Annotated in this window: 21 protein-coding genes; 14 read left to right on the forward strand and 7 right to left on the reverse strand. The window is 70.7% G+C overall.

Going from position 1 to position 18,210, the window contains the following annotated elements:
• Nucleotides 1–118: 118 nt before the first annotated feature.
• The gene (locus tag P9K36_RS06350; RefSeq protein ID WP_278306690.1) at nt 119–1,129 is read right to left on the reverse strand and encodes an alpha/beta hydrolase; all 1,011 of its coding nucleotides are present in this window, start codon (nt 1,127–1,129) and stop codon (nt 119–121) included.
• Between the two features lie 173 nt (nt 1,130–1,302).
• Here P9K36_RS06350 and P9K36_RS06355 point away from each other — a divergent pair, with 173 nt between their 5' ends.
• Both P9K36_RS06355 and kdsA read left to right on the forward strand, forming a co-directional pair.
• Nucleotides 1,303–1,791, forward strand: coding sequence for a hypothetical protein (locus P9K36_RS06355; protein WP_278306691.1), 489 nt, complete (start codon nt 1,303–1,305; stop codon nt 1,789–1,791).
• 10 nt (nt 1,792–1,801) lie between these two features.
• Nucleotides 1,802–2,656 (forward strand): 3-deoxy-8-phosphooctulonate synthase, encoded by an 855-nt coding sequence (gene kdsA / locus P9K36_RS06360; RefSeq protein ID WP_043756093.1) that lies wholly within the window; start codon nt 1,802–1,804, stop codon nt 2,654–2,656.
• Nucleotides 2,657–2,661: 5 nt separating this feature from the next.
• On the opposite strand, the gene P9K36_RS06365 is transcribed toward kdsA, so the two are convergent.
• The gene (locus P9K36_RS06365; RefSeq protein WP_278306692.1) at nt 2,662–3,336 is read right to left on the reverse strand and encodes a class I SAM-dependent methyltransferase; all 675 of its coding nucleotides are present in this window, start codon (nt 3,334–3,336) and stop codon (nt 2,662–2,664) included.
• Nucleotides 3,337–3,669: 333 nt separating this feature from the next.
• Between P9K36_RS06365 and P9K36_RS06370 the strand changes: the two genes are divergently transcribed.
• A complete protein-coding gene (locus P9K36_RS06370; protein WP_043756095.1) occupies nt 3,670–4,008 on the forward strand; it encodes a hypothetical protein in 339 nt (112 codons plus the stop codon).
• A gap of 64 nt (nt 4,009–4,072) precedes the next feature.
• Here the strand turns inward: P9K36_RS06370 and queF are convergent, their stop codons facing one another.
• The gene (gene queF / locus P9K36_RS06375; RefSeq protein ID WP_278307262.1) at nt 4,073–4,525 is read right to left on the reverse strand and encodes a preQ(1) synthase; all 453 of its coding nucleotides are present in this window, start codon (nt 4,523–4,525) and stop codon (nt 4,073–4,075) included.
• Nucleotides 4,526–4,719: 194 nt separating this feature from the next.
• Between queF and eno the strand changes: the two genes are divergently transcribed.
• A complete protein-coding gene (gene eno, locus P9K36_RS06380; RefSeq protein WP_043356273.1) occupies nt 4,720–6,009 on the forward strand; it encodes a phosphopyruvate hydratase in 1,290 nt (429 codons plus the stop codon).
• Nucleotides 6,010–6,146: 137 nt separating this feature from the next.
• Nucleotides 6,147–6,410 carry a DUF3574 domain-containing protein gene (locus P9K36_RS06385; protein WP_244447777.1) on the forward strand — a complete coding sequence of 88 codons (264 nt, stop codon included), beginning with the start codon at nt 6,147–6,149 and terminating at the stop codon, nt 6,408–6,410.
• A gap of 56 nt (nt 6,411–6,466) precedes the next feature.
• Here P9K36_RS06385 and P9K36_RS06390 read toward each other — a convergent pair whose 3' ends face one another.
• Complete coding sequence (locus tag P9K36_RS06390; RefSeq protein WP_278306693.1) at nt 6,467–7,669, reverse strand: adenylate/guanylate cyclase domain-containing protein; 1,203 nt, start codon at nt 7,667–7,669, stop codon at nt 6,467–6,469.
• A 95-nt stretch (nt 7,670–7,764) separates the two neighbouring features.
• Here P9K36_RS06390 and P9K36_RS06395 point away from each other — a divergent pair, with 95 nt between their 5' ends.
• The 7 genes from P9K36_RS06395 (at nt 7,765) to lpdA (ending at nt 14,643) form a co-directional block, all read left to right on the forward strand.
• Nucleotides 7,765–8,076 (forward strand): septum formation initiator family protein, encoded by a 312-nt coding sequence (locus tag P9K36_RS06395; protein ID WP_043356265.1) that lies wholly within the window; start codon nt 7,765–7,767, stop codon nt 8,074–8,076.
• A gap of 233 nt (nt 8,077–8,309) precedes the next feature.
• Nucleotides 8,310–9,287 (forward strand): pyruvate dehydrogenase (acetyl-transferring) E1 component subunit alpha, encoded by a 978-nt coding sequence (gene pdhA / locus P9K36_RS06400; protein ID WP_236952977.1) that lies wholly within the window; start codon nt 8,310–8,312, stop codon nt 9,285–9,287.
• A gap of 58 nt (nt 9,288–9,345) precedes the next feature.
• Complete coding sequence (locus tag P9K36_RS06405; RefSeq protein ID WP_278306694.1) at nt 9,346–10,788, forward strand: pyruvate dehydrogenase complex E1 component subunit beta; 1,443 nt, start codon at nt 9,346–9,348, stop codon at nt 10,786–10,788.
• Nucleotides 10,789–10,858: 70 nt separating this feature from the next.
• A complete protein-coding gene (locus tag P9K36_RS06410) occupies nt 10,859–11,146 on the forward strand; it encodes a DUF5076 domain-containing protein (protein ID WP_043356258.1) in 288 nt (95 codons plus the stop codon).
• Between the two features lie 15 nt (nt 11,147–11,161).
• A complete protein-coding gene (locus tag P9K36_RS06415; protein ID WP_278306695.1) occupies nt 11,162–11,755 on the forward strand; it encodes a Uma2 family endonuclease in 594 nt (197 codons plus the stop codon).
• A 4-nt stretch (nt 11,756–11,759) separates the two neighbouring features.
• A complete protein-coding gene (locus P9K36_RS06420; protein WP_278306696.1) occupies nt 11,760–13,190 on the forward strand; it encodes a pyruvate dehydrogenase complex dihydrolipoamide acetyltransferase in 1,431 nt (476 codons plus the stop codon).
• 13 nt (nt 13,191–13,203) lie between these two features.
• Nucleotides 13,204–14,643 carry a dihydrolipoyl dehydrogenase gene (gene lpdA / locus P9K36_RS06425; protein WP_053610584.1) on the forward strand — a complete coding sequence of 480 codons (1,440 nt, stop codon included), beginning with the start codon at nt 13,204–13,206 and terminating at the stop codon, nt 14,641–14,643.
• Between the two features lie 62 nt (nt 14,644–14,705).
• Here lpdA and P9K36_RS06430 read toward each other — a convergent pair whose 3' ends face one another.
• Both P9K36_RS06430 and P9K36_RS06435 read right to left on the reverse strand, forming a co-directional pair.
• Nucleotides 14,706–14,909, reverse strand: a complete 204-nt coding sequence (locus P9K36_RS06430; RefSeq protein ID WP_043356243.1) for a hypothetical protein — start codon at nt 14,907–14,909, stop codon at nt 14,706–14,708.
• 133 nt (nt 14,910–15,042) lie between these two features.
• A complete protein-coding gene (locus P9K36_RS06435) occupies nt 15,043–15,261 on the reverse strand; it encodes a hypothetical protein (protein WP_051045078.1) in 219 nt (72 codons plus the stop codon).
• 221 nt (nt 15,262–15,482) lie between these two features.
• Here P9K36_RS06435 and P9K36_RS06440 point away from each other — a divergent pair, with 221 nt between their 5' ends.
• Nucleotides 15,483–16,487 carry a threo-3-hydroxy-L-aspartate ammonia-lyase gene (locus P9K36_RS06440; protein ID WP_278307263.1) on the forward strand — a complete coding sequence of 335 codons (1,005 nt, stop codon included), beginning with the start codon at nt 15,483–15,485 and terminating at the stop codon, nt 16,485–16,487.
• Nucleotides 16,488–16,609: 122 nt separating this feature from the next.
• Nucleotides 16,610–16,987: an iron-sulfur cluster assembly accessory protein gene (locus tag P9K36_RS06445; RefSeq protein ID WP_043356239.1), complete on the forward strand. Its 378-nt coding sequence runs from the start codon at nt 16,610–16,612 to the stop codon at nt 16,985–16,987.
• A gap of 108 nt (nt 16,988–17,095) precedes the next feature.
• Here P9K36_RS06445 and P9K36_RS06450 read toward each other — a convergent pair whose 3' ends face one another.
• Entirely contained in the window at nt 17,096–18,154 is a 1,059-nt protein-coding gene (locus tag P9K36_RS06450) for a GGDEF domain-containing protein (protein ID WP_043356236.1), read from the reverse strand.
• Nucleotides 18,155–18,210 lie beyond the last annotated feature (56 nt).

Genomic DNA, 18,210 nt, shown 5'->3' on the forward strand with positions numbered 1-18,210 from the left:
TCCTGAGGCGGCGGGCGATCAACGATCGCTCGGCAACCCAGGATGAGATCAAGGACGGGATGGGCCGGTCGAGCACGCCGTCAGATGCATCCGCGCCGGTACACGGACGACCGGACTTTCACGGCGCGGACATCCCCTTGATCAGCGCCGCGTTGAATCCCTCGGGGTCGGACATCTGCGGCGCGTGGCCCAGGGCCGGGAACTCCACGAGCCTGGCCCCCGGGATCGCCTGGGCGGCCGCCTTGCCGAGCTCCGGGTAGTTCCCGAGCCGGCCCCGCACCTCCGGCGGGGCGAGGTCCTTGCCGATCGCCGTGTTGTCCTTCTGGCCGATCATCAGCAGGGTCGGCACCGCGATCTGCGGGAACCGGTAGACCACCGGCTCGGTGACGATCATGTCGTAGAGGAGCGCCGAGTCCCAGGCGACCGCCTCCTTGCCGGGGCCGCCGTTGAGACCAGCCAGCATCGTCACCCAGGGCTCGTAGCGGGGCTCCCACTGGCCGGCGTAGTAGGTCGCCGTCTCGTAGGCCCGGATCGAATCCGCCGTCACCTTCAGTTCGCGCTCGTACCAGTGCTCCACCGAGGTCGGCGGTACGCCCTTGGCGGCCCAGTCCTCCAGGCCGATCGGGTTGACCAGCACGAGCTGCTCCACCGCCTTGGGGTAGAGCAGGGCGTAATGGGCGGCCAGCATGCCGCCCGTGGAATGGCCGACCAGGACCGGGCGCTCGATCCCGAGCTTGGCCAGGAGGGCGTGGGTGTTCTCGGCGAGCTGCCGGAAGGTGAACTGGTAGGCCGCCGGCTTGCTCGACTTGCAGAAGCCGATCTGGTCCGGCGCGATCACCCGGTACCCGGCGGCGCTAAGCGCCCGAATCTGGCTCTCCCAGGTGGCCGCGCAGAAGTTCTTGCCGTGCAGCAGCACCGCGGTCCGGCCGTTCGGCGTCGCCGGTCGGACGTCGAGATAGGCCATCTGCAGCGGCTGGCGCTGCGAGGTGAACAGGAACCGCTCCACCGGGAACGGGTAGGCGAAGCCCTCGAGCTCCGGCCCGTAGGTCGGCTGCGGTTGCGGCTCCGCGGAGACGCCGCCGGGCAGCGCCAGGGCCAGAAGGGCGGAGGCGAGGACGGTTCGAAGCATGGCCGCGACGGAGCCTGATCTGCGAGCGGCGTGCGGCGCCGCGCCGCCCGCTCAGATCGGACATCCGGGATGCCCTGTCCATGCGCAGTCGGCATTTGTCGCGCCGCGGCTACGCGGCTCGGGCAACCCGCGCTATCTGGTGCAACCCGATCTGTCCTGCCGCGGATTTCCCCATGCTGCGCCTCTCCGCTCTGACTGTCCTCGTCGGCGTGTTCAGTCTCGGATCCGCGCCAGCCCGCGCCGCGGACGCCTGCGACGCGCTCGCCGCGACGGTGATCCGCGCGACCGGAGCCTCCCTGGCCGGTCGGACGGGCCCCGTCGCGGTATTCCGGGCGCAGGATGCCGAGCGGATGAGCCTCGATTGCCGCGCCCCCGCCAGGCTCACCGTGGCGTCCCTCGATCGCGAGCCGCCCCCGGGCTACTTCATCCTGATCGGCCGCGCGGCGCGGGCGCTGGCCGGGGCTGACGCCGCCTCGGCCGAGGTTCTGGCGCTCAACCTCCACCAGGCCAGCCTTCTGGCGCAGGCCCCGCGCCGGGGCGGCATCGGCCCGATCCTGATGCTGTGCGAGACCGGGCCCCGGACCGATGGCCTGAGGGACGACCTCACCGTCTGCCGGCTGGCCCACAGGCCCGGGCTTTCGCGGATCCGCCGCGCGGGCTAGACCGGCCCGCATGTCGCAGATCGAGACACCCGGCCCCGTCGTCCAAGTCGGCGGCGTGCGCTTCGCCAACCACCTGCCGCTGACGCTGATCGCCGGCCCATGCCAGCTCGAAGGGCGCCAGCACGCCCTGGAGATCGCCGCCGCCCTCAAGGAGATGGCCGCGGGCCTCGGCGTCGGTCTCGTGTTCAAGACCTCCTTCGACAAGGCCAACCGCACCTCCGGCAGCGCCGCCCGGGGCATCGGCCTCGACGGGGCGCTCCCGGTCTTCGCCGAGATCCGCGAAACCCTCGGGCTGCCGGTGCTGACCGACGTGCACGCCGCCGAGCAATGCGCCCCCGCCGCCGAGGCGGTGGACGTGCTCCAGATCCCCGCCTTCCTGTGCCGCCAGACCGATCTGCTGCTGGCCGCCGCCGCGACCGGCCGGGCGGTCAACATCAAGAAGGGTCAGTTCCTGGCGCCCTGGGACATGAAGCACGTCGCCGCCAAGGTGACGGAGGCCGGCAATCCCAACGTCATCGTCACCGAGCGCGGCGCCTCCTTCGGCTACAACACCCTGGTCTCGGACATGCGCAGCCTGCCGATCATGGCGCAGGTCACGCAGGGCGCGCCGGTGGTGTTCGACGCCACCCACTCGGTGCAGCAGCCCGGCGGCCAGGGGGCGAGTTCCGGCGGCCAGCGGGAATTCGTCGCCGTCCTCGCCCGCGCCGCCGTGGCGGTGGGCGTGGCGGGCGTGTTCATCGAGACGCATCCCGACCCGGACCGGGCCCCCTCGGACGGCCCCAACATGGTGGCGCTGAAGGACCTGCCGGCGCTGCTCGAGGAACTCCTCGCCTTCGACCGCCTCGCCAAGCGCCGGACCGCCTGAGCGGCTCAGGCGGCCTCCGGCTCCAGCACGTGGATCCGCAGGGGCTGGACGAGGCCGAACCGCCCGTCCGCCTCGCGCGCGGCCGCCTTGTGGAAAGCCTCCGCGATCACGGGGCGCCGGTCCCGAATGGTCGCCGCGCGGGCCGGGTCCACGGCGCTGACGCGGGCGAGGAAGGCGTCGAGGGAGTCGAAGTGCTCCCGCCGCTCGACGGTCACGTCGCGGCGGCACGCGTAGGCGCGGCGGGCCAGGGCGTCGGCGATGGCCGCCTGGGCCGCGGCCCGGACCGCCGTCTCGTCCTCGATCGGCCGCAGGGCGTCGAAGAAGCTGCCCTCCGCCAGGGGCTCCACCACGACGAGCCGGCCGCCCGGGACCAGCACGCGCGCCGCCTCGGCGAGGGCGGCCGCCGGGTCCGGCACGTGGTGCAGGGCGTTCAGCATCACGGCGCCGTCGAAGCCGGCATCGGGGAAGGGCAGGGCCTCGCCGGTCGCGGATTCGAAGCGCGCCTCCGGCACGGTCTCCCGCGCCCGGGCGAGCGCCGCCCCACCGGGGTCGATGCCGGTGACCGCCGCGCCGGCGTCAACCAGCCGGCGCGCGAGCGCCCCGGGCCCGCAGCCGATGTCGAGGATCCGCTTGCCGGGCAGGGGCGCGAAGCTGTCGCGGATCAGGGTCCAGGCATCCATCGTCGGTCCTCCGAACGGAGCCGTAGCACGACCGCCCCGGAGGAGGGCGGATTTCCGCCGCCGGGCCCGGCCGATCGCCAATGCGCCGCCCGCGGGCCCCGGCCGCCACCGTCGCCGGGCGCGGCCGCGCCAGGCTCTTCGCAAGAGTTCGGGCGTGCTCCACAGGCGAACGCTCAAGCTTGACCGCAATCACGGCGGCGCGAGCGCCGATGAACAACGGTTCAGGATCCCGACTGTGTGCGCATACGCACCAAAACTCCGGGCGAGATCTGGAACGGTATCGGGGCGACAACGTTATCGGGCATGTTCGATCGAGGATCGAGAAGGAACACTATGCGCAAGATCGGTATCATCGCCACCGCCGCCGCCATGGCCATTGGCAGCGTCGCCGCCACGACGGGCGCCGAGGCGCGTCCGTGGGGCTACCACGGCGGTTACGGCGGCTACGGCCACGGCTACTACCGCGGCCGCCGCGGCATCGGCACCGGTGCCGCCATCGGCCTCGGCATCGCCGGCCTCGCCGCCGGTGCGATCGCCGCCGGCGCGGCCCGCGACAGCTACTACGGCGGTGGCTACGGCTACGCCCCGTCCTACGGCTACGGCTACGCCCCGGTCTACGGCGGCTACGGCTACGCGGCTCCGGGCTACGGCTACTACGGCTACGGCTACTGAGATCTGAGATCCGGATGGATCGGGGGCGACCGGCGCGAGCCGGTCGCCCTTTTCGTTTGGCCGGTCAACGTCCGCGGTAGGGCGGCACACCCGGATCCGGCAGCCACGCGTTCTTCGGCAGCTCGCCCGTCTGCCAGAACACGTCGATCGGGATGCCGCCGCGGGGATACCAGAAGCCGCCGATGCGCAGGTAGCGCGGCTCCAGGAGGTCGCGCAGCCGCTTGCCGATCGCCACGGTGCAATCCTCGTGGAACGCGCCGTGGTTGCGGAATGAGCCGAGGTAGAGCTTCAGCGACTTCGACTCCACGAGCCAGTCGCCGGGCACGTAGTCGATCACCAGGATCGCGAAATCCGGCTGCCCGGTGACCGGGCAGATCGAGGTGAATTCGGGCGCGGTGAACCGGGCGACGTAGTCGGTGTCCGCGTGCGGGTTCGGGACCCGGTCGAGTCGCGCCGCCTCGGGGGAGGTGGGGAAGGGCGTCGGCTGGCCGAGCTGGAGGTCGTTGGCGGAGGTCATGGCGGGCATATAAAGCCTGTCGGCGCCGCGCGCATCTGTCTGATCCGCGACGCTTTCCCGGGTGGACCGGGCTGTGCGCCGCCCGTCCCGACGCTTGCCGCCGGCCGCCGCTTGACGGATAAGCCGCCGCGATGCGCCGCACCCTCTGATTTGGGCGCGGCCACCGACCCGCGGCCCCCGCGAGAGGACGTTCCATGACCGCGATCACCAATATCAGCGCCCGCGAGATTCTCGACAGCCGCGGCAACCCCACGGTCGAAGTCGACGTCATCCTGGAGGACGGCTCCTTCGGCCGCGCCGCGGTGCCGTCGGGCGCCTCCACCGGCGCCCACGAGGCCGTGGAGCTGCGCGACGGCGACAAGAATCGGTTCCTCGGCAAGGGCGTCCTCAAGGCGGTCGAGGCGGCCCAGACCGAGATCCTCGACGCGATCGGCGGCATGGAGGCCGAGGATCAGGTCGCGGTCGACGAGGCGATGATCGAGCTCGACGGCACGCCCAACAAGGCGCGGCTCGGTGCCAACGCGATCCTGGGCGTCTCGCTGGCGGTGGCGAAGGCCGCGGCCGAGGCGTCCGGCCTGCCGCTCTACCGCTACGTCGGCGGCGTGCAGGGCCGGGTGCTGCCGGTGCCGATGATGAACATCATCAACGGCGGGGCGCATGCCGACAACCCGATCGACTTCCAGGAATTCATGATCATGCCGGTGGGCGCCGATTCGCTCGCCGAGGCCGTGCGCATGGGCTCCGAGGTGTTCCACACCCTCAAGGGCAAGCTGAAGAAGGCCGGCCACAACACCAATGTCGGCGACGAAGGCGGCTTCGCTCCGAACCTGCCGTCCGCCGAAGCCGCTCTCGACTTCGTGATGGAGGCGATCAGCGCCGCCGGCTTCAAGCCCGGCCAGGACATGGCCCTGGCGCTCGACTGCGCCGCCACCGAGTTCTTCAAGGACGGCGCCTACGCCTACGAGGGCGAGGGGAAGACCCGCACCATCGAGGCGCAGGTCGATTACCTCGCGCAGCTCGTCGCCACCTACCCGATCGTCTCCATCGAGGACGGCATGTCGGAGGACGACTGGGCCGGCTGGAAGCTCCTGACCGACAAGATCGGCGCGCAGTGCCAGCTCGTGGGCGACGACCTGTTCGTCACCAACGTCGAGCGCCTGTCCCGCGGCATCGCGGAGGGCACGGCCAACTCGATCCTGATCAAGGTCAACCAGATCGGCTCGCTCACCGAGACCCTGGCGGCGGTCGATATGGCCCAGCGCGCCGGCTACACCGCGGTGATGTCGCACCGTTCCGGCGAGACCGAGGATTCGACCATCGCCGACCTCGCGGTCGCCACCAATTGCGGGCAGATCAAGACCGGCTCGCTCGCCCGCTCGGACAGACTGGCCAAGTACAACCAGCTGATCCGCATCGAGGAAGGCCTGGGCCCGCAGGCGCTCTATGCCGGCCCGGCGGCGCTCAAGCAGCTCGCCCGGCGCTGATCCGGCGGATCCTTCTGACCGGCCTGCTCGCCCTCGGAGCGGCCGGCCCAGCCTGTGCCGACCCGCTGTGCGACGGCGCACGCCCGACGCTCAGCGCGCAACTGCTGTTCGGCCTGTCGCGGCCGGACGGCGGCCTCATCCCGCAGCGGGCCTTCGACCGATTCCTGGCCGAGCGGATCACCCCCCGCTTCCCGGACGGGCTGACGGTGTTCTCCGGTCGGGGCCAGTGGCGCGGGCCGGACGGACGGCGCGTGCATGAGGCTGCCCGCATCGTCCTCATCGTCACCGGGGCGACGCCCGAGGCGGTCGCGGCCCTGCGCAGCATCAAGGAAGAGTACCGGGAGCACTTCGCCCAGGGCGCCGTCGGGCTGGTGCTGCAGCGGAGCTGTGCGCTGTTCTGAGGGCGGCGGCAGGACGGGGGGAGGCCGGTCTTCCGGGCCCCGCAGCCTGCGCCGCCTCAGGCCGACGCGGCATCGGACGGCTCCGCCGGCACGGTCCAGACCCGCATCGGCCGCGACAGGCCCCGCAACTCGATCGTCCCGACAGGCTCCAGCCGCCGGGCGCACCGCTCGGCGAAGGAATCCGAGACCAGGAGCGCATGGCCGAGGGCCGCGCACTGGCTCTCGATCCGGCTGGCCTCGTTGACCGCCCGCCCGATGATCGTGAAGTCGAGGCGCCGCTCGGTCCCGACATTGCCGTAGATGACCGTCCCGAAATGCACGACGCACTCGGCCGGCAGCTCCGGCAGACCCGCGGCGCGGCGGCGGTCGTTGAGCGCCGCGTTGGCGGCGAGCCCCTCGGTCGCGGCGTCCAGGGCGCCGCCGCAGACCGGGCAGGGGAGGGTGTCGGCGTCCGGCACCGGGAAGATGGCCAGGAACCCGTCGCCCAGGAATTTCAGGATCTCGCCGCCGTGCCGCGCCACCGGGTCGCCGAGGGCGTCGAAATGCTCGTTGAGCCACGTGACCATGTCGGCCGGATCGACCCGGTCGGCCAGCGCCGTGAAGCCGCGCAGGTCCGTCAGCAGGATGGCGGCCGGAATGGCCCGCCCCTCGCCCCGCCGGATCTGGCCGTCGAGCACCCGCTCGGCGGTGGAACGGCCGAGATAGGTCGCCGACACCTCGCGGAACGTGTGGGCCAAGCTCATCTTGGCGATCGCCAGCGTCAGGAACGGCAGGACGTCGGCGATGGCCGACAGATGCGCCTCGGTGAAGCCGCCGGCGCCGCGGGTGCAGAACGAGACCGCGATGCCGCGCAGCGCGGTGCCGGGCGCAAACTCGACGATGTGCAGCACGTAATCGACGCCGCCCTGTGCCCCGAGGGCCTTCAGGACCGGAAAGTCCGCTTCCAGCTCGGGCGCGTCGAGGCGCCAGCGGCCGAAGCTCTCGCCCTTCTCCACCAGCGCGTAGACGGGGCTCAGGAGCCAGTCGCTCTCCTCGTCGGCACCGTGGGCGTTGGCCACGAAGGACAGCCCCTCGCCCGCATGCCAGTTCAGGCTGACGCCGCGCAGGGTCGGGTCGAGGGCCGGGGCCATGACGCTGACCCGCCAGACGGGGATGCCCGCGCCGACCAGCGCCTCGCAGAATCCGGAGAGCAGGCTGTCGTGGTCGTCGGTCGCCGTGGCGTGCGCGGCGACCCAGCGTCCCAGATGCGTCAGGTCCATCCCTCAGCCTCGCCCCTGTCCGTGCCGATCACGCCCCGACCCTGTCGCGGCACGATCGCAAAGAACCATTAACCTTTCCGCGCGAGGGTCGCGCCATGGTCGTGCGCCGCCGAGTCAGAATGGTTGTGTTGCCGCTGGGTCTCTGGACCCTGTCGGCGCTCGTGGTCGGCTATTTCGTATGGCAGGCCGAGAGCGGCAACCGCGGACTCGAAGCCAAGAAGGCGCTGAAAATCCGCGCCTACGGCCTCAATCAGGAACTCGCCGCCGTGCGGGCCGAGCGCGCCACCTGGGAGCACCGGGTCGCGCTGCTGAAGAGCGACCAGATCGACCGCGACCTCCTGGAGGAACGGGCGCGGATCGTGCTCGGCCGGGTCCACGCCAACGACGTGGTCATCATCACGCCCTGATCGCCGCCGGGCCCCGTGAGTCCACCCCGAAAGTCCTCTGACAAGAGCGGCTTCCTGTCAGAGCGGCAGCCCTCGCTTTCCAATCCTCGCTGTCCTACACCCCCACCACGTCGCGTGGAATCACGGGGAGAGCGCCGATGGACGCCGCCAAGGAGCCTGCCAAGGACGCTTCGTCCTCCCAATCGCAGGCCGCGAGCCCTCAGGCGGCCGAGGCGCACAAGCCGGCGCCCAACATGCCGCAATTCACCCGGGACGAGGATCTCCACGCCTACCACGAGATGCTGCTGATCCGGCGCTTCGAGGAGAAGGCCGGCCAGCTCTACGGCATGGGCCTGATCGGCGGCTTCTGCCACCTCTATATCGGCCAGGAGGCCGTGGTGATCGGCATGCAGATGGCCTCGGTCGAGGGCGACCAGGTCATCACCGGCTACCGCGACCACGGCCACATGCTCGCCTGCGGCATGGACCCGAAGGGCGTCATGGCCGAGCTGACCGGCCGCCGCGGCGGCTACAGCCGCGGCAAGGGCGGCTCGATGCACATGTTCAGCCGCGAGAAGCAGTTCTTCGGCGGTCACGGGATCGTCGGCGCACAGGTCTCGCTGGGCACGGGCCTCGCCTTCGCCGACCATTACCGGGAGAACGGCAAGGTCAGCCTGACCTATATGGGCGACGGCGCGGCCAACCAGGGCCAGGTCTACGAGAGCTTCAACATGGCGGCGCTCTGGAAGCTGCCGGTCGTCTACGTCATCGAGAACAACCGCTACGCCATGGGCACCTCGGTGGCCCGGGCCTCGGCGCAGACGGACTTCTCAAAGCGCGGCCTCTCCTTCGGCATCCCCGGCGAGCAGGTCGACGGCATGGACGTGCGCACCGTCCGCGAGGCCGCCACCCGGGCGATCGAGCACGCCCGCAGCGGCCAGGGTCCCTACATCCTGGAGATGCAGACCTACCGCTATCGCGGCCACTCCATGTCCGATCCGGCCAAGTACCGGACCAAGGACGAGGTCTCGAAGATGCGCGACGAGCACGACCCGATCGAGATGGTGCGCAAGCGCCTGCTCGAGCTGCACGGCGTGCCCGAAGCCGAGCTGAAGGCCACCGATGCCAAGGTCCGCGAGACGGTGAACGCCTCGGCCGAGTTCGCCACCAACGATCCCGAGCCGGATCCGTCCGAGCTGTGGACCGACATCCTGCTGGACGCGCACGCCTGAGCGCGTCGCCGACGACGCTGGCCGCCCCCCGAACGAGACGACGACCGCAGAGCTGAGCATGGCGACCGACATCCTGATGCCCGCCCTCTCGCCCACCATGGAGGAGGGCAAGCTCGCCAAGTGGCTGAAGAAGGAGGGCGACCCGATCAAGTCCGGCGACGTGCTGGCCGAGATCGAGACCGACAAGGCCACCATGGAGGTGGAGGCGATCGACGAGGGCGTGCTCGCCAAGATCCTGATCGCGGAGGGCACCGAGGGCGTCGCGGTCAACACGCCGATCGCCGTCATCGCCGGCGAGGGCGAGGATCCAGCGAGCGTCCAGTCCGGCGGCGGGGCGAAGCCCAACGGCGCCGGCGGCCATCCGGCGCCGACGCCCGACATGCAGGCCGAGGGCATGGCCGACAAACCCGCGCCCGCCGCCAAGACCGGCGACGACGCCCCGAAGGCGCCGGCGGCACCGGCCGTCATCACCAACAAGGCCCGAGAGCCGGTGATGGAGGAGTTCCCGGCCGACACGCCGATGGTCACCCAGACGGTCCGCGAGGCCCTGCGCGACGCCATGGCCGAGGAGATGCGCCGCGACGGCGACGTCTTCGTCATGGGCGAGGAGGTCGCCGAGTATCAGGGCGCCTACAAGGTCACCCAGAACCTGCTGCAGGAATTCGGACCGAAGCGCGTGGTCGACACCCCGATCACCGAGCACGGCTTCGCCGGCATCGGCGTCGGCGCGGCGCTCGCCGGGCTGAAGCCGATCGTGGAGTTCATGACCTTCAACTTCGCCATGCAGGCGATCGACCAGATCATCAACTCGGCGGCCAAGACCCTCTACATGTCCGGCGGCCAGCTCGGCTGCCCGATCGTGTTCCGCGGCCCGAACGGCGCCGCCGCCCGCGTCGCCGCCCAGCACAGCCACGACTACGCCGCGTGGTACTCCAACGTGCCGGGCCTCAAGGTGATCGCGCCCTACACGGCCTCCGACGCCAAGGGCCTGCTCAAGGCCGCGATCCGCGACCCGAACCCGGTGATCTTCCTCGAGAACGAGATCCTGTACGGGCAGTCCTTCCCGGTGCCGCAGCTCGACGACTTCGTGCTGCCGATCGGCAAGGCGCGGATCCACCGGACCGGCAGCGACGTGACCATCGTGTCCTTCGCGATCGGCATGACCTACGCCCTCAAGGCCGCGCAGGCCCTGACCGAGCAGGGCATCGAGGCGGAGGTGATCGACCTGCGCACGATCCGCCCGATGGACACCGAGACGGTGGTGGAATCGGTGAAGAAGACCGGCCGCTGCATCACCGTCGAGGAGGGCTTCCCGCAATCCGGCGTCGGCGCCGAGATCGTGGCGCGCCTGATGGTCGACGCCTTCGATTTCCTGGACGCGCCGGTCCTGCGCATCACCGGCAAGGACGTGCCGATGCCCTACGCGGCGAATCTGGAGAAGCTGGCGCTGCCGAATGTGGCGGAGGTGGTCGAGGCCGCCAAGAGCGTCTGCTACAAGTGACGGGCGCGCGGGCGGGGCGCATGTCCCCGCCTCCGTCCCGGCAGGGGGCCCAAGGAACAGCCGGCGCGCCATGAGCCAAGATTCCAGCAGCGACTTCGCCGAACTCGCCATCCCGCCCGACGCCCTCGAACAGGGCGGCATCGAGGTGCTGCGCGCCGCCGTGGTCGACGGCGCGGTGAGCGTGGCCCTCCGCCGCTCCTTCGACGACCCGGCCACCTGGGGCCGGCTCCTGGCCGATCTCGCCCGACAGGCAGCCCGTGCCTACGCGCTGGAGACCGACATGTCGGAGGAGGAGGCGGTCGAGCGCATCCGCGCGGGCTGGGAGGCCGAGGGGCTCGACCCCGGCGGCCTCAACTAGCGATGGCTGCCGACCATGGCTGAGGCGGCTGTCCGGCAGGCGACCTACGCGGAACTGGAGGCTGTCCCCGCGCATCTCGTCGCCGAGATCATCGACGGTGTGCTGGAGACGCATCCGCGGCCGCGGCCCCGGCACGCGATGGCCGCGTCCGATTTGTCCACCTTGCTGGGCACCCCGTTCCGTTATGGACGCGGCGGACCCGGCGGCTGGATTTTCATGATCGAACCGGAACTCCACCTCGGTGCCCATGTCGTGGTGCCGGATCTGGCGGCTTGGCGCCGGGAGCGGGTGCCGACCGACTTGGAAGCGGCCCACATCGAGATCGCGCCGGACTGGGTCTGCGAGATCCTCTCGCCCTCCACGGTCCGCCTCGACCGCGGGCGCAAGCGCCGCATCTATGCGGAGGCCAAGATCGGTCACCTCTGGCTGCTCGATCCAGCCGCGGGCGTGCTGGAAGGCTTCGCCCTCGCGGACGGGCGCTGGGTGCTCCTCGCCACGGTCCAGCGCGGCGAGAGCGTGGCCCTTCCACCCTTCGACGCCGTCCCGTTCCCCCTCGACGACCTCTTTCCCTTCGACGATCCGGCCGCCCCGGCCTTGCCCGAGACCTGATGCCATGCCGATCAACGTGCTGATGCCCGCGCTCTCCCCGACCATGGAGAAGGGCAACCTCGCCAAGTGGCTCAAGAAGGAGGGCGACACGGTCAAGTCCGGCGACGTGCTGGCCGAGATCGAGACCGACAAGGCCACTATGGAGGTGGAGGCCATCGACGAGGGCGTGCTCGCCAAGATCCTCGTGCCCGAGGGCACCGCGGACGTGCCGGTCAACGACCTGATCGCCATCATCGCCGCCGAGGGCGAGGACGTGTCGGCGGCCGCCGCCGGCGGTGCGCCGAAGGCGGCCTCCAACGGAGCGGCCAAGCCTGATGCCAAGCCTGACGCCAAGCCTGAGCCGAAGGCCGACGCCTCGGCGGCCAACCAGAACACCACGCCCGGCGGCGGCCACATGGGGTACGAGCGGGTGAACGCGGCGCCGGAAGGCGCGCAGCCCGGCGGGGCGCCGCAGGCCAGCACGGGCGGACGGGTCTTCGCTTCGCCGCTCGCCCGGCGGATCGCCAAGCAGGAGGGTGTCGATCTCGGCGCCGTCCAGGGCAGCGGCCCGCACGGCCGCATCATCGCCCGGGACGTCCAGGCCGCGAAGGCCTCCGGGGCCACCCAGGCGCCCGCCGCCCCCCAGGCCGCCGAGGCGCCGAAGGCGGCCACCCCCGCCCCGAAGGCCGCCGCCGCGGGCGGCGCGCCGGCCGGCCTCACGACCGATCAGGTCAAGGGCTTCTACGCCAAGGATGCCTACGAGGAGGTGCCCCTCGACGGCATGCGCAAGACCATCGCCAAGCGCCTCACCGAGGCGATGCAGGTCGCCCCGCACTTCTACCTGACGGTGGATTGCGAGCTCGACGCGCTGATGAAGCTGCGGGAGACGCTCAACGGCTCCGCGGCCAAGGACAAGGACGGGAAGCCCGCCTTCAAGCTCTCGGTGAACGACTTCGTCATCAAGGCGATGGGCCTCGCGCTCACCCGCGTGCCGGCCGCCAACGCGGTCTGGGCCGAGGACCGGATCCTGCGCTTCAAGCACGCCGAGGTCGGCGTCGCGGTCGCCATCGACGGCGGGTTGTTCACCCCGGTGATCCGCCGGGCGGACGAGAAGACGCTCTCGACCATCTCCAACGAGATGAAGGACTTCGCCGCCCGGGCCCGCGCCAAGAAGCTGAAGCCCGAGGAGTACCAGGGCGGCGTCACCTCGGTGTCGAACCTCGGCATGTTCGGCATCAAGCACTTCACCGCGGTGATCAACCCGCCGCAATCGAGCATCCTGGCGGTGGGCGCCGGCGAGAAGCGCGTCGTCGTGAAGGACGGGGCGCCGGCCGTGGTCCAGGTCATGACCTGCACCCTGTCCTGCGACCACCGCGTCCTCGACGGCGCGCTCGGCGCGGAGCTGGTCTCGGCCTTCAAGGGGCTGATCGAGAACCCGATGGGCATGCTGGTCTGAGCCGGAGCACACGATGTCCGACACCTACGACGTCCTCATCATCGGCGCCGGGCCCGGCGGCTACGTCACGGCGATCCGCGCGGCGCAGCTCGGGTTCAAGACCGCCGTGGTCGACCGCGAGCATCTCGGCGGCATCTGCCTGAACTGGGGCTGCATCCCCACCAAGGCGCTGCTGCGCTCGGCCGAGATCTACCACTACTTCCAGCACGCCGGTGATTACGGGCTGACGGCGGAAAAGGTCGGGTTCGACACCGCCGCCATCGTGAAGCGCTCCCGCGGCGTCTCGGGCCGGCTCAACGGCGGCGTCGGCATGCTGCTCAAGAAGAACAAGGTCGACGTGATCTGGGGCGAGGCCGCGGTCGACAGCGCCGCACAGGGCAACCAGCCCGGCCAGGTCACCGTGACGGAGACCAAGCGCGCCGAGGCGCCGAAGGGCGCCAAGGGGGCCGGCACCTACAAAGCCAAGCACATCATCGTGGCGACCGGCGCCCGGCCCCGGGCGATCCCCGGGATCGAGCCCGACAAGAATCTGATCTGGACTTACTATGAGGCCATGGTCCCCGAGACGATGCCCAAGAGCCTGCTGGTCATGGGCTCGGGCGCGATCGGCATCGAGTTCGCCTCGTTCTACCGCACCATGGGCGCCGAGGTGACCGTGGTGGAGCTGCTGCCGCAGATCCTGCCCGTGGAGGATGCCGAGATCGCAGGCCTCGCCCGCAAGCGCTTCGAGAAGCAGGGGATCAAGATCCTCACCGGCGCCAAGGTCACGAAGGTCGAGAAGGGCGCGGATTCGGTCACGGCGACCATCGAGGGCGGTGACGGCAAGACCCAGCAGATCACCGCGGAGAAGCTGATCTCGGCGGTGGGCGTGGTCGGCAACATCGAGAATATCGGGCTGGAGAAGCTCGGGGTGAAGATCGACCGTGGGATCGTGGTGACGGACGGGCTCGGCCGCACCAACGTGCCCGGCCTCTACGCGATCGGCGACGTCGCCGGCCCGCCGATGCTCGCCCACAAGGCGGAGCACGAGGGCGTCATCTGCATCGAGACGATCAAGGGCCTGCACACCCACCCGATGGACAAGGCCAAGATCCCGGGCTGCACCTATTGCCAGCCGCAGATCGCCAGCGTCGGCCTGACCGAGGCCAAGGCCAAGGAGCAGGGCTTTGCCGTGAAGGTCGGCCGCTTCCCCTTCGCGGGCAACGGCAAGGCGATCGCGCTGGGCGAGCCGGACGGGCTGATCAAGACCGTGTTCGATGCCAAGACCGGCCAGCTGCTCGGCGCCCACATGGTCGGCGCCGAGGTGACCGAGCTGATCCAGGGCTACGTGGTGGCGATGAACCTGGAGAGCACCGAGGAGGAGCTGATGCACACGGTGTTCCCGCACCCGACGCTCAGCGAGATGATGCACGAGAGCGTGCTCGACGCCTACGGCAAGGTGATTCACACCTGATCCGGCAGTGGGAAGCCGGGCTCGGGTCGGGCTCCGGTCCGGCCCAGGCCGGCACGGGCCCGTCAGTCCGAACCGGGTGCCGCCGCGCGCGTCAGGCTCACCAGCTGAAACAGGAGGATCACCGCGACCGTCGCCGTACTGCCGCCGACGGGGATCAGGAGCAGCGCCGCGATGGGATCGAGCCCCCGGACGAGCAGCAGCGTGATGCAGCTGCCGAGTACGGACGCGAGGGTCATCCGGAAGATGCAGCATTCGGAAGGTTGCATGGTCCCTCCAGTCGAGCGTCCACGGGAATGTGGGAGCGCGCGGCGGTTCGGCAACCATAAATAGATAAAACTCAAAAACAAATGCTGAGGTTGCGCAAGGCGATGGCGATCCGCGCCGACACCGGAACGCCCGTCAGCGGCGCAGCCGATCCACCGGCTCGGCCTGATCCGGCGAGGGGACGTAAGCGCACCACTCGCAGATGCCGCGCTCGGCGCCGCGCTGTGCGTTGCGCTGCGAACAGAGCGGGCAGACGAGCAGGATCAGGCGCCGACCGGATTGCAGGGCCAGCCCGCGGCCCCGGAATGTGACCTCGGTCGCCGCATCGCCGGAGGCCTGATCCCGGGCGCTCATGACGCCACCCCGCCGACCGCCGGCCGGATTGCAGGTCTGCACATGGACTCGATCCGCATGGCGATGCCGCCCCCCAGCGTTCCTGCCAAGACGTCGCTGCGGGGATAAGCGGCGAAGGGCCGAATGGCTCCGCTTCCGCATGTGGACCGGGCCGGATGCGCACGGACCGAAACGGCCCTATGACGTCCGGCACGACCGGCGCAGGAGCGATGCGAAACGCGATGCAGGACACGATGCAGGGCGACCCCATCGACGCGGCCGGCGGCCTTCCCACCTTCGCCGATGTGGCCCGCGCCGCGGAGCGGATCGCCGGGGCCGCTCATCGCACGCCGGTCCTGACCTCGCGCACCGCGGACGCGATGACCGGCGGCCGGCTGTTCTTCAAGGCGGAGAACCTGCAACGGGCCGGCGCCTTCAAGTTCCGCGGGGCCTACAACGCGATCAGTGCCCTTCCGGAGGCGGCCCGCGCCCGCGGGGTGATCACGTATTCCTCCGGCAACCACGCCCAGGCGATCGCGCTGGCGAGCCGGTTGCTCGGCGCCCCCGCCACCATCATCATGCCGGGCGACGCCCCCGCCGCGAAGATCGCCGCCACGCGCGGCTACGGCGCCGAGGTGGTCCTGTACGACCGCTACAGCCAGGATCGCGAGGCGCTCGGCCGGGAGATCGCGCAGGCCCGCGGCCTGACGCTGATCCCTCCCTTCAATCATCCCGACGTCATCGCCGGGCAGGGGACCCTGGCTCAGGAGCTGATCGAGACGGTCGGCCCCGTCGACATGCTGGTGGCCTGCCTGGGCGGCGGCGGCCAGCTCGCGGGCTGCGCGCTGGCCGCGGCGGAGCTGTCGCCGGGCTGCCGGGTGATCGGCGTCGAGCCGGAGGCGGGCAATGACGGGCAGCGCTCGTTCCGCGAGGGCCGGATCGTCACGATTCCCGTGCCCCGCACCATCGCCGACGGGGCGCAGTCGACGGCGCTGGGCGACCTCACCTTCGCGATCATCCGCGCGGGGGTGTCCGACATCCTCACCGTCACCGACGCGCAGCTCGTCGAGACCATGCGGTTCTTCGCCAGCCGGATGAAGCTCGTGGTCGAGCCGACCGGCTGCCTCGCGGCGGCGGCGGTGCTCCACGGGCTCGTGGACGTCACGGACAAGCGCGTCGGCGTGGTGATCAGCGGCGGCAACGTCGATCTGGCGGCCTTCGCGCGGCTCACCGGCGAGTCGGCCTGAGGCGTCGATTGCCGGGCCGGTGTGCTCCCGCCGCGGTGGACCGGCCCCGACCCAATGCTTATCTTGTGGCTGCCAGAATGCGCGTCCCCGGGCCTTGAACCCGGATGGGCGGGAGGATGACAATGTCCACGAGCTTCAAGGTTCTGTCGCTGACCGATCGGGCTGCCGATCGGATCAAGGCGATCATGGCGGAGGCCGACCGGCCGATCGCCGGTCTGCGCGTCGGTGTCCGGAACGGCGGCTGCGCCGGGATGTCGTACACGATGGAGTATGCCGAGGCGGTCAAGCCCGGCGAGGACGTGGTCGAGGATCGCGGCGTGCGCGTCTTCGTCGATCCGAAGGCGGTGCTGTTCCTGCTCGGCACGGAGATGGACTTCACCACCACCAAGCTGGCGTCGCAGTTCGTGTTCAACAACCCGAACCAGACCTCGGCCTGCGGTTGCGGAGAATCCGTGGCGATCACGCCGGTCTCGGCGGACCGCCTGTCCGCGCCGGCCTGAGGCTCCCGCTCACAGTCGGCGCCGGGAGCGCGGCGGCCCGGCCGCGCCCCCGGCGCGGAGGTCTCCCGCTCCCGAAGCGCTCCGCCGCGGGCGGGCGCCGCTGCGCCCCTAGGCCACCTGCGACAGCGACTCGGCCGCATCGTCCAGGAAGCGGTTCCGGCCCGCGCGCTTGGCCGCGAACATGCACAGGTCGGCCCGCTCCATCAGCGAGGCCGGCGTATCCCCCGGGCACAGCACCGCGACCCCCAGGGAGATGGTGATCTTGCCGAGCGACTCGCCGGTCGAGCGCTTGACCAGTTCGCGCCCCATCACGCTGGTGCGGACCGTCTCGGCCACCCGCTTGGCCACGGTGCGGTCGGCTCCGGGGAGGATGATGCCGAACTCCTCGCCGCCGAACCGGGCGAGCTGCGCCTGCTTCCCGGCATTCTCGCGCATCACGATCGCCACGAGCCGCAGGACCTGGTCGCCCGTGAGGTGACCGTACAGGTCGTTGAAGCGCTTGAAGAAATCGATGTCGAGGATGATCAGGCTCATGGGATCGGTGCGCGCCCGCGCCGAATCCATGGCCGCCTTCAGCGTCTCCTCGAAATGCTTGCGGTTCGCCAGCCCGGTCAGGGCGTCGGTCAGGCTCTCGCGCCGGCTCGCATCGAGCTTCTCGCGCAGCGTCTCGATCTCGCTGCGCGTCTCGCGCATGCGGGCCTCGAGGATCCGGTTGTTGGCGGCGACTTCCCGGGTCGTGGCGGCCAGGGTCGCCACGATCTCGCCGAACCGCGCCCGGCTCGGAAGGCCCTGGGAGAGATCCTGGGCGACGCCGCGCAGCGATTCGCTGTACTGCGCCGTCGAGCCCAGGGAGAGGTCCAGGATCTCGGTGACCGCCGCGATCTCGCTCAGGACCACGCGGCTGACGTCGTCGGTGGTGCTCGCGAGGCGCCGCCCGTCGAGATAGGTCTCGTGCAGATCGTCGATGTCGCTCTCGGTGAGGCAGCCGTTCTGGGTGGTGAGGCGCTTCACGGCATCGGCGAGGAGCGGCAGCTCGCCCGACACGTAGGCATACCAGACCGCGTAGGCGCGCGGCGTCGCGGAGGGGCCGTAGTCGCGGATCAGGTCATGGCTGCGCTTCGCCAATGCGAAGCTGCGATCGCGGTCCGAATAGGTCTCCTGGCTCATCCGTATCCCGTGGTCCCGGGCGATCGGCGCGCATGCGCCGCGACCCTGACTTGATA

Origin of the sequence: Methylobacterium sp. 391_Methyba4 (assembly GCF_029691625.1) — a bacterium.
GTDB lineage: Bacteria > Pseudomonadota > Alphaproteobacteria > Rhizobiales > Beijerinckiaceae > Methylobacterium > Methylobacterium fujisawaense.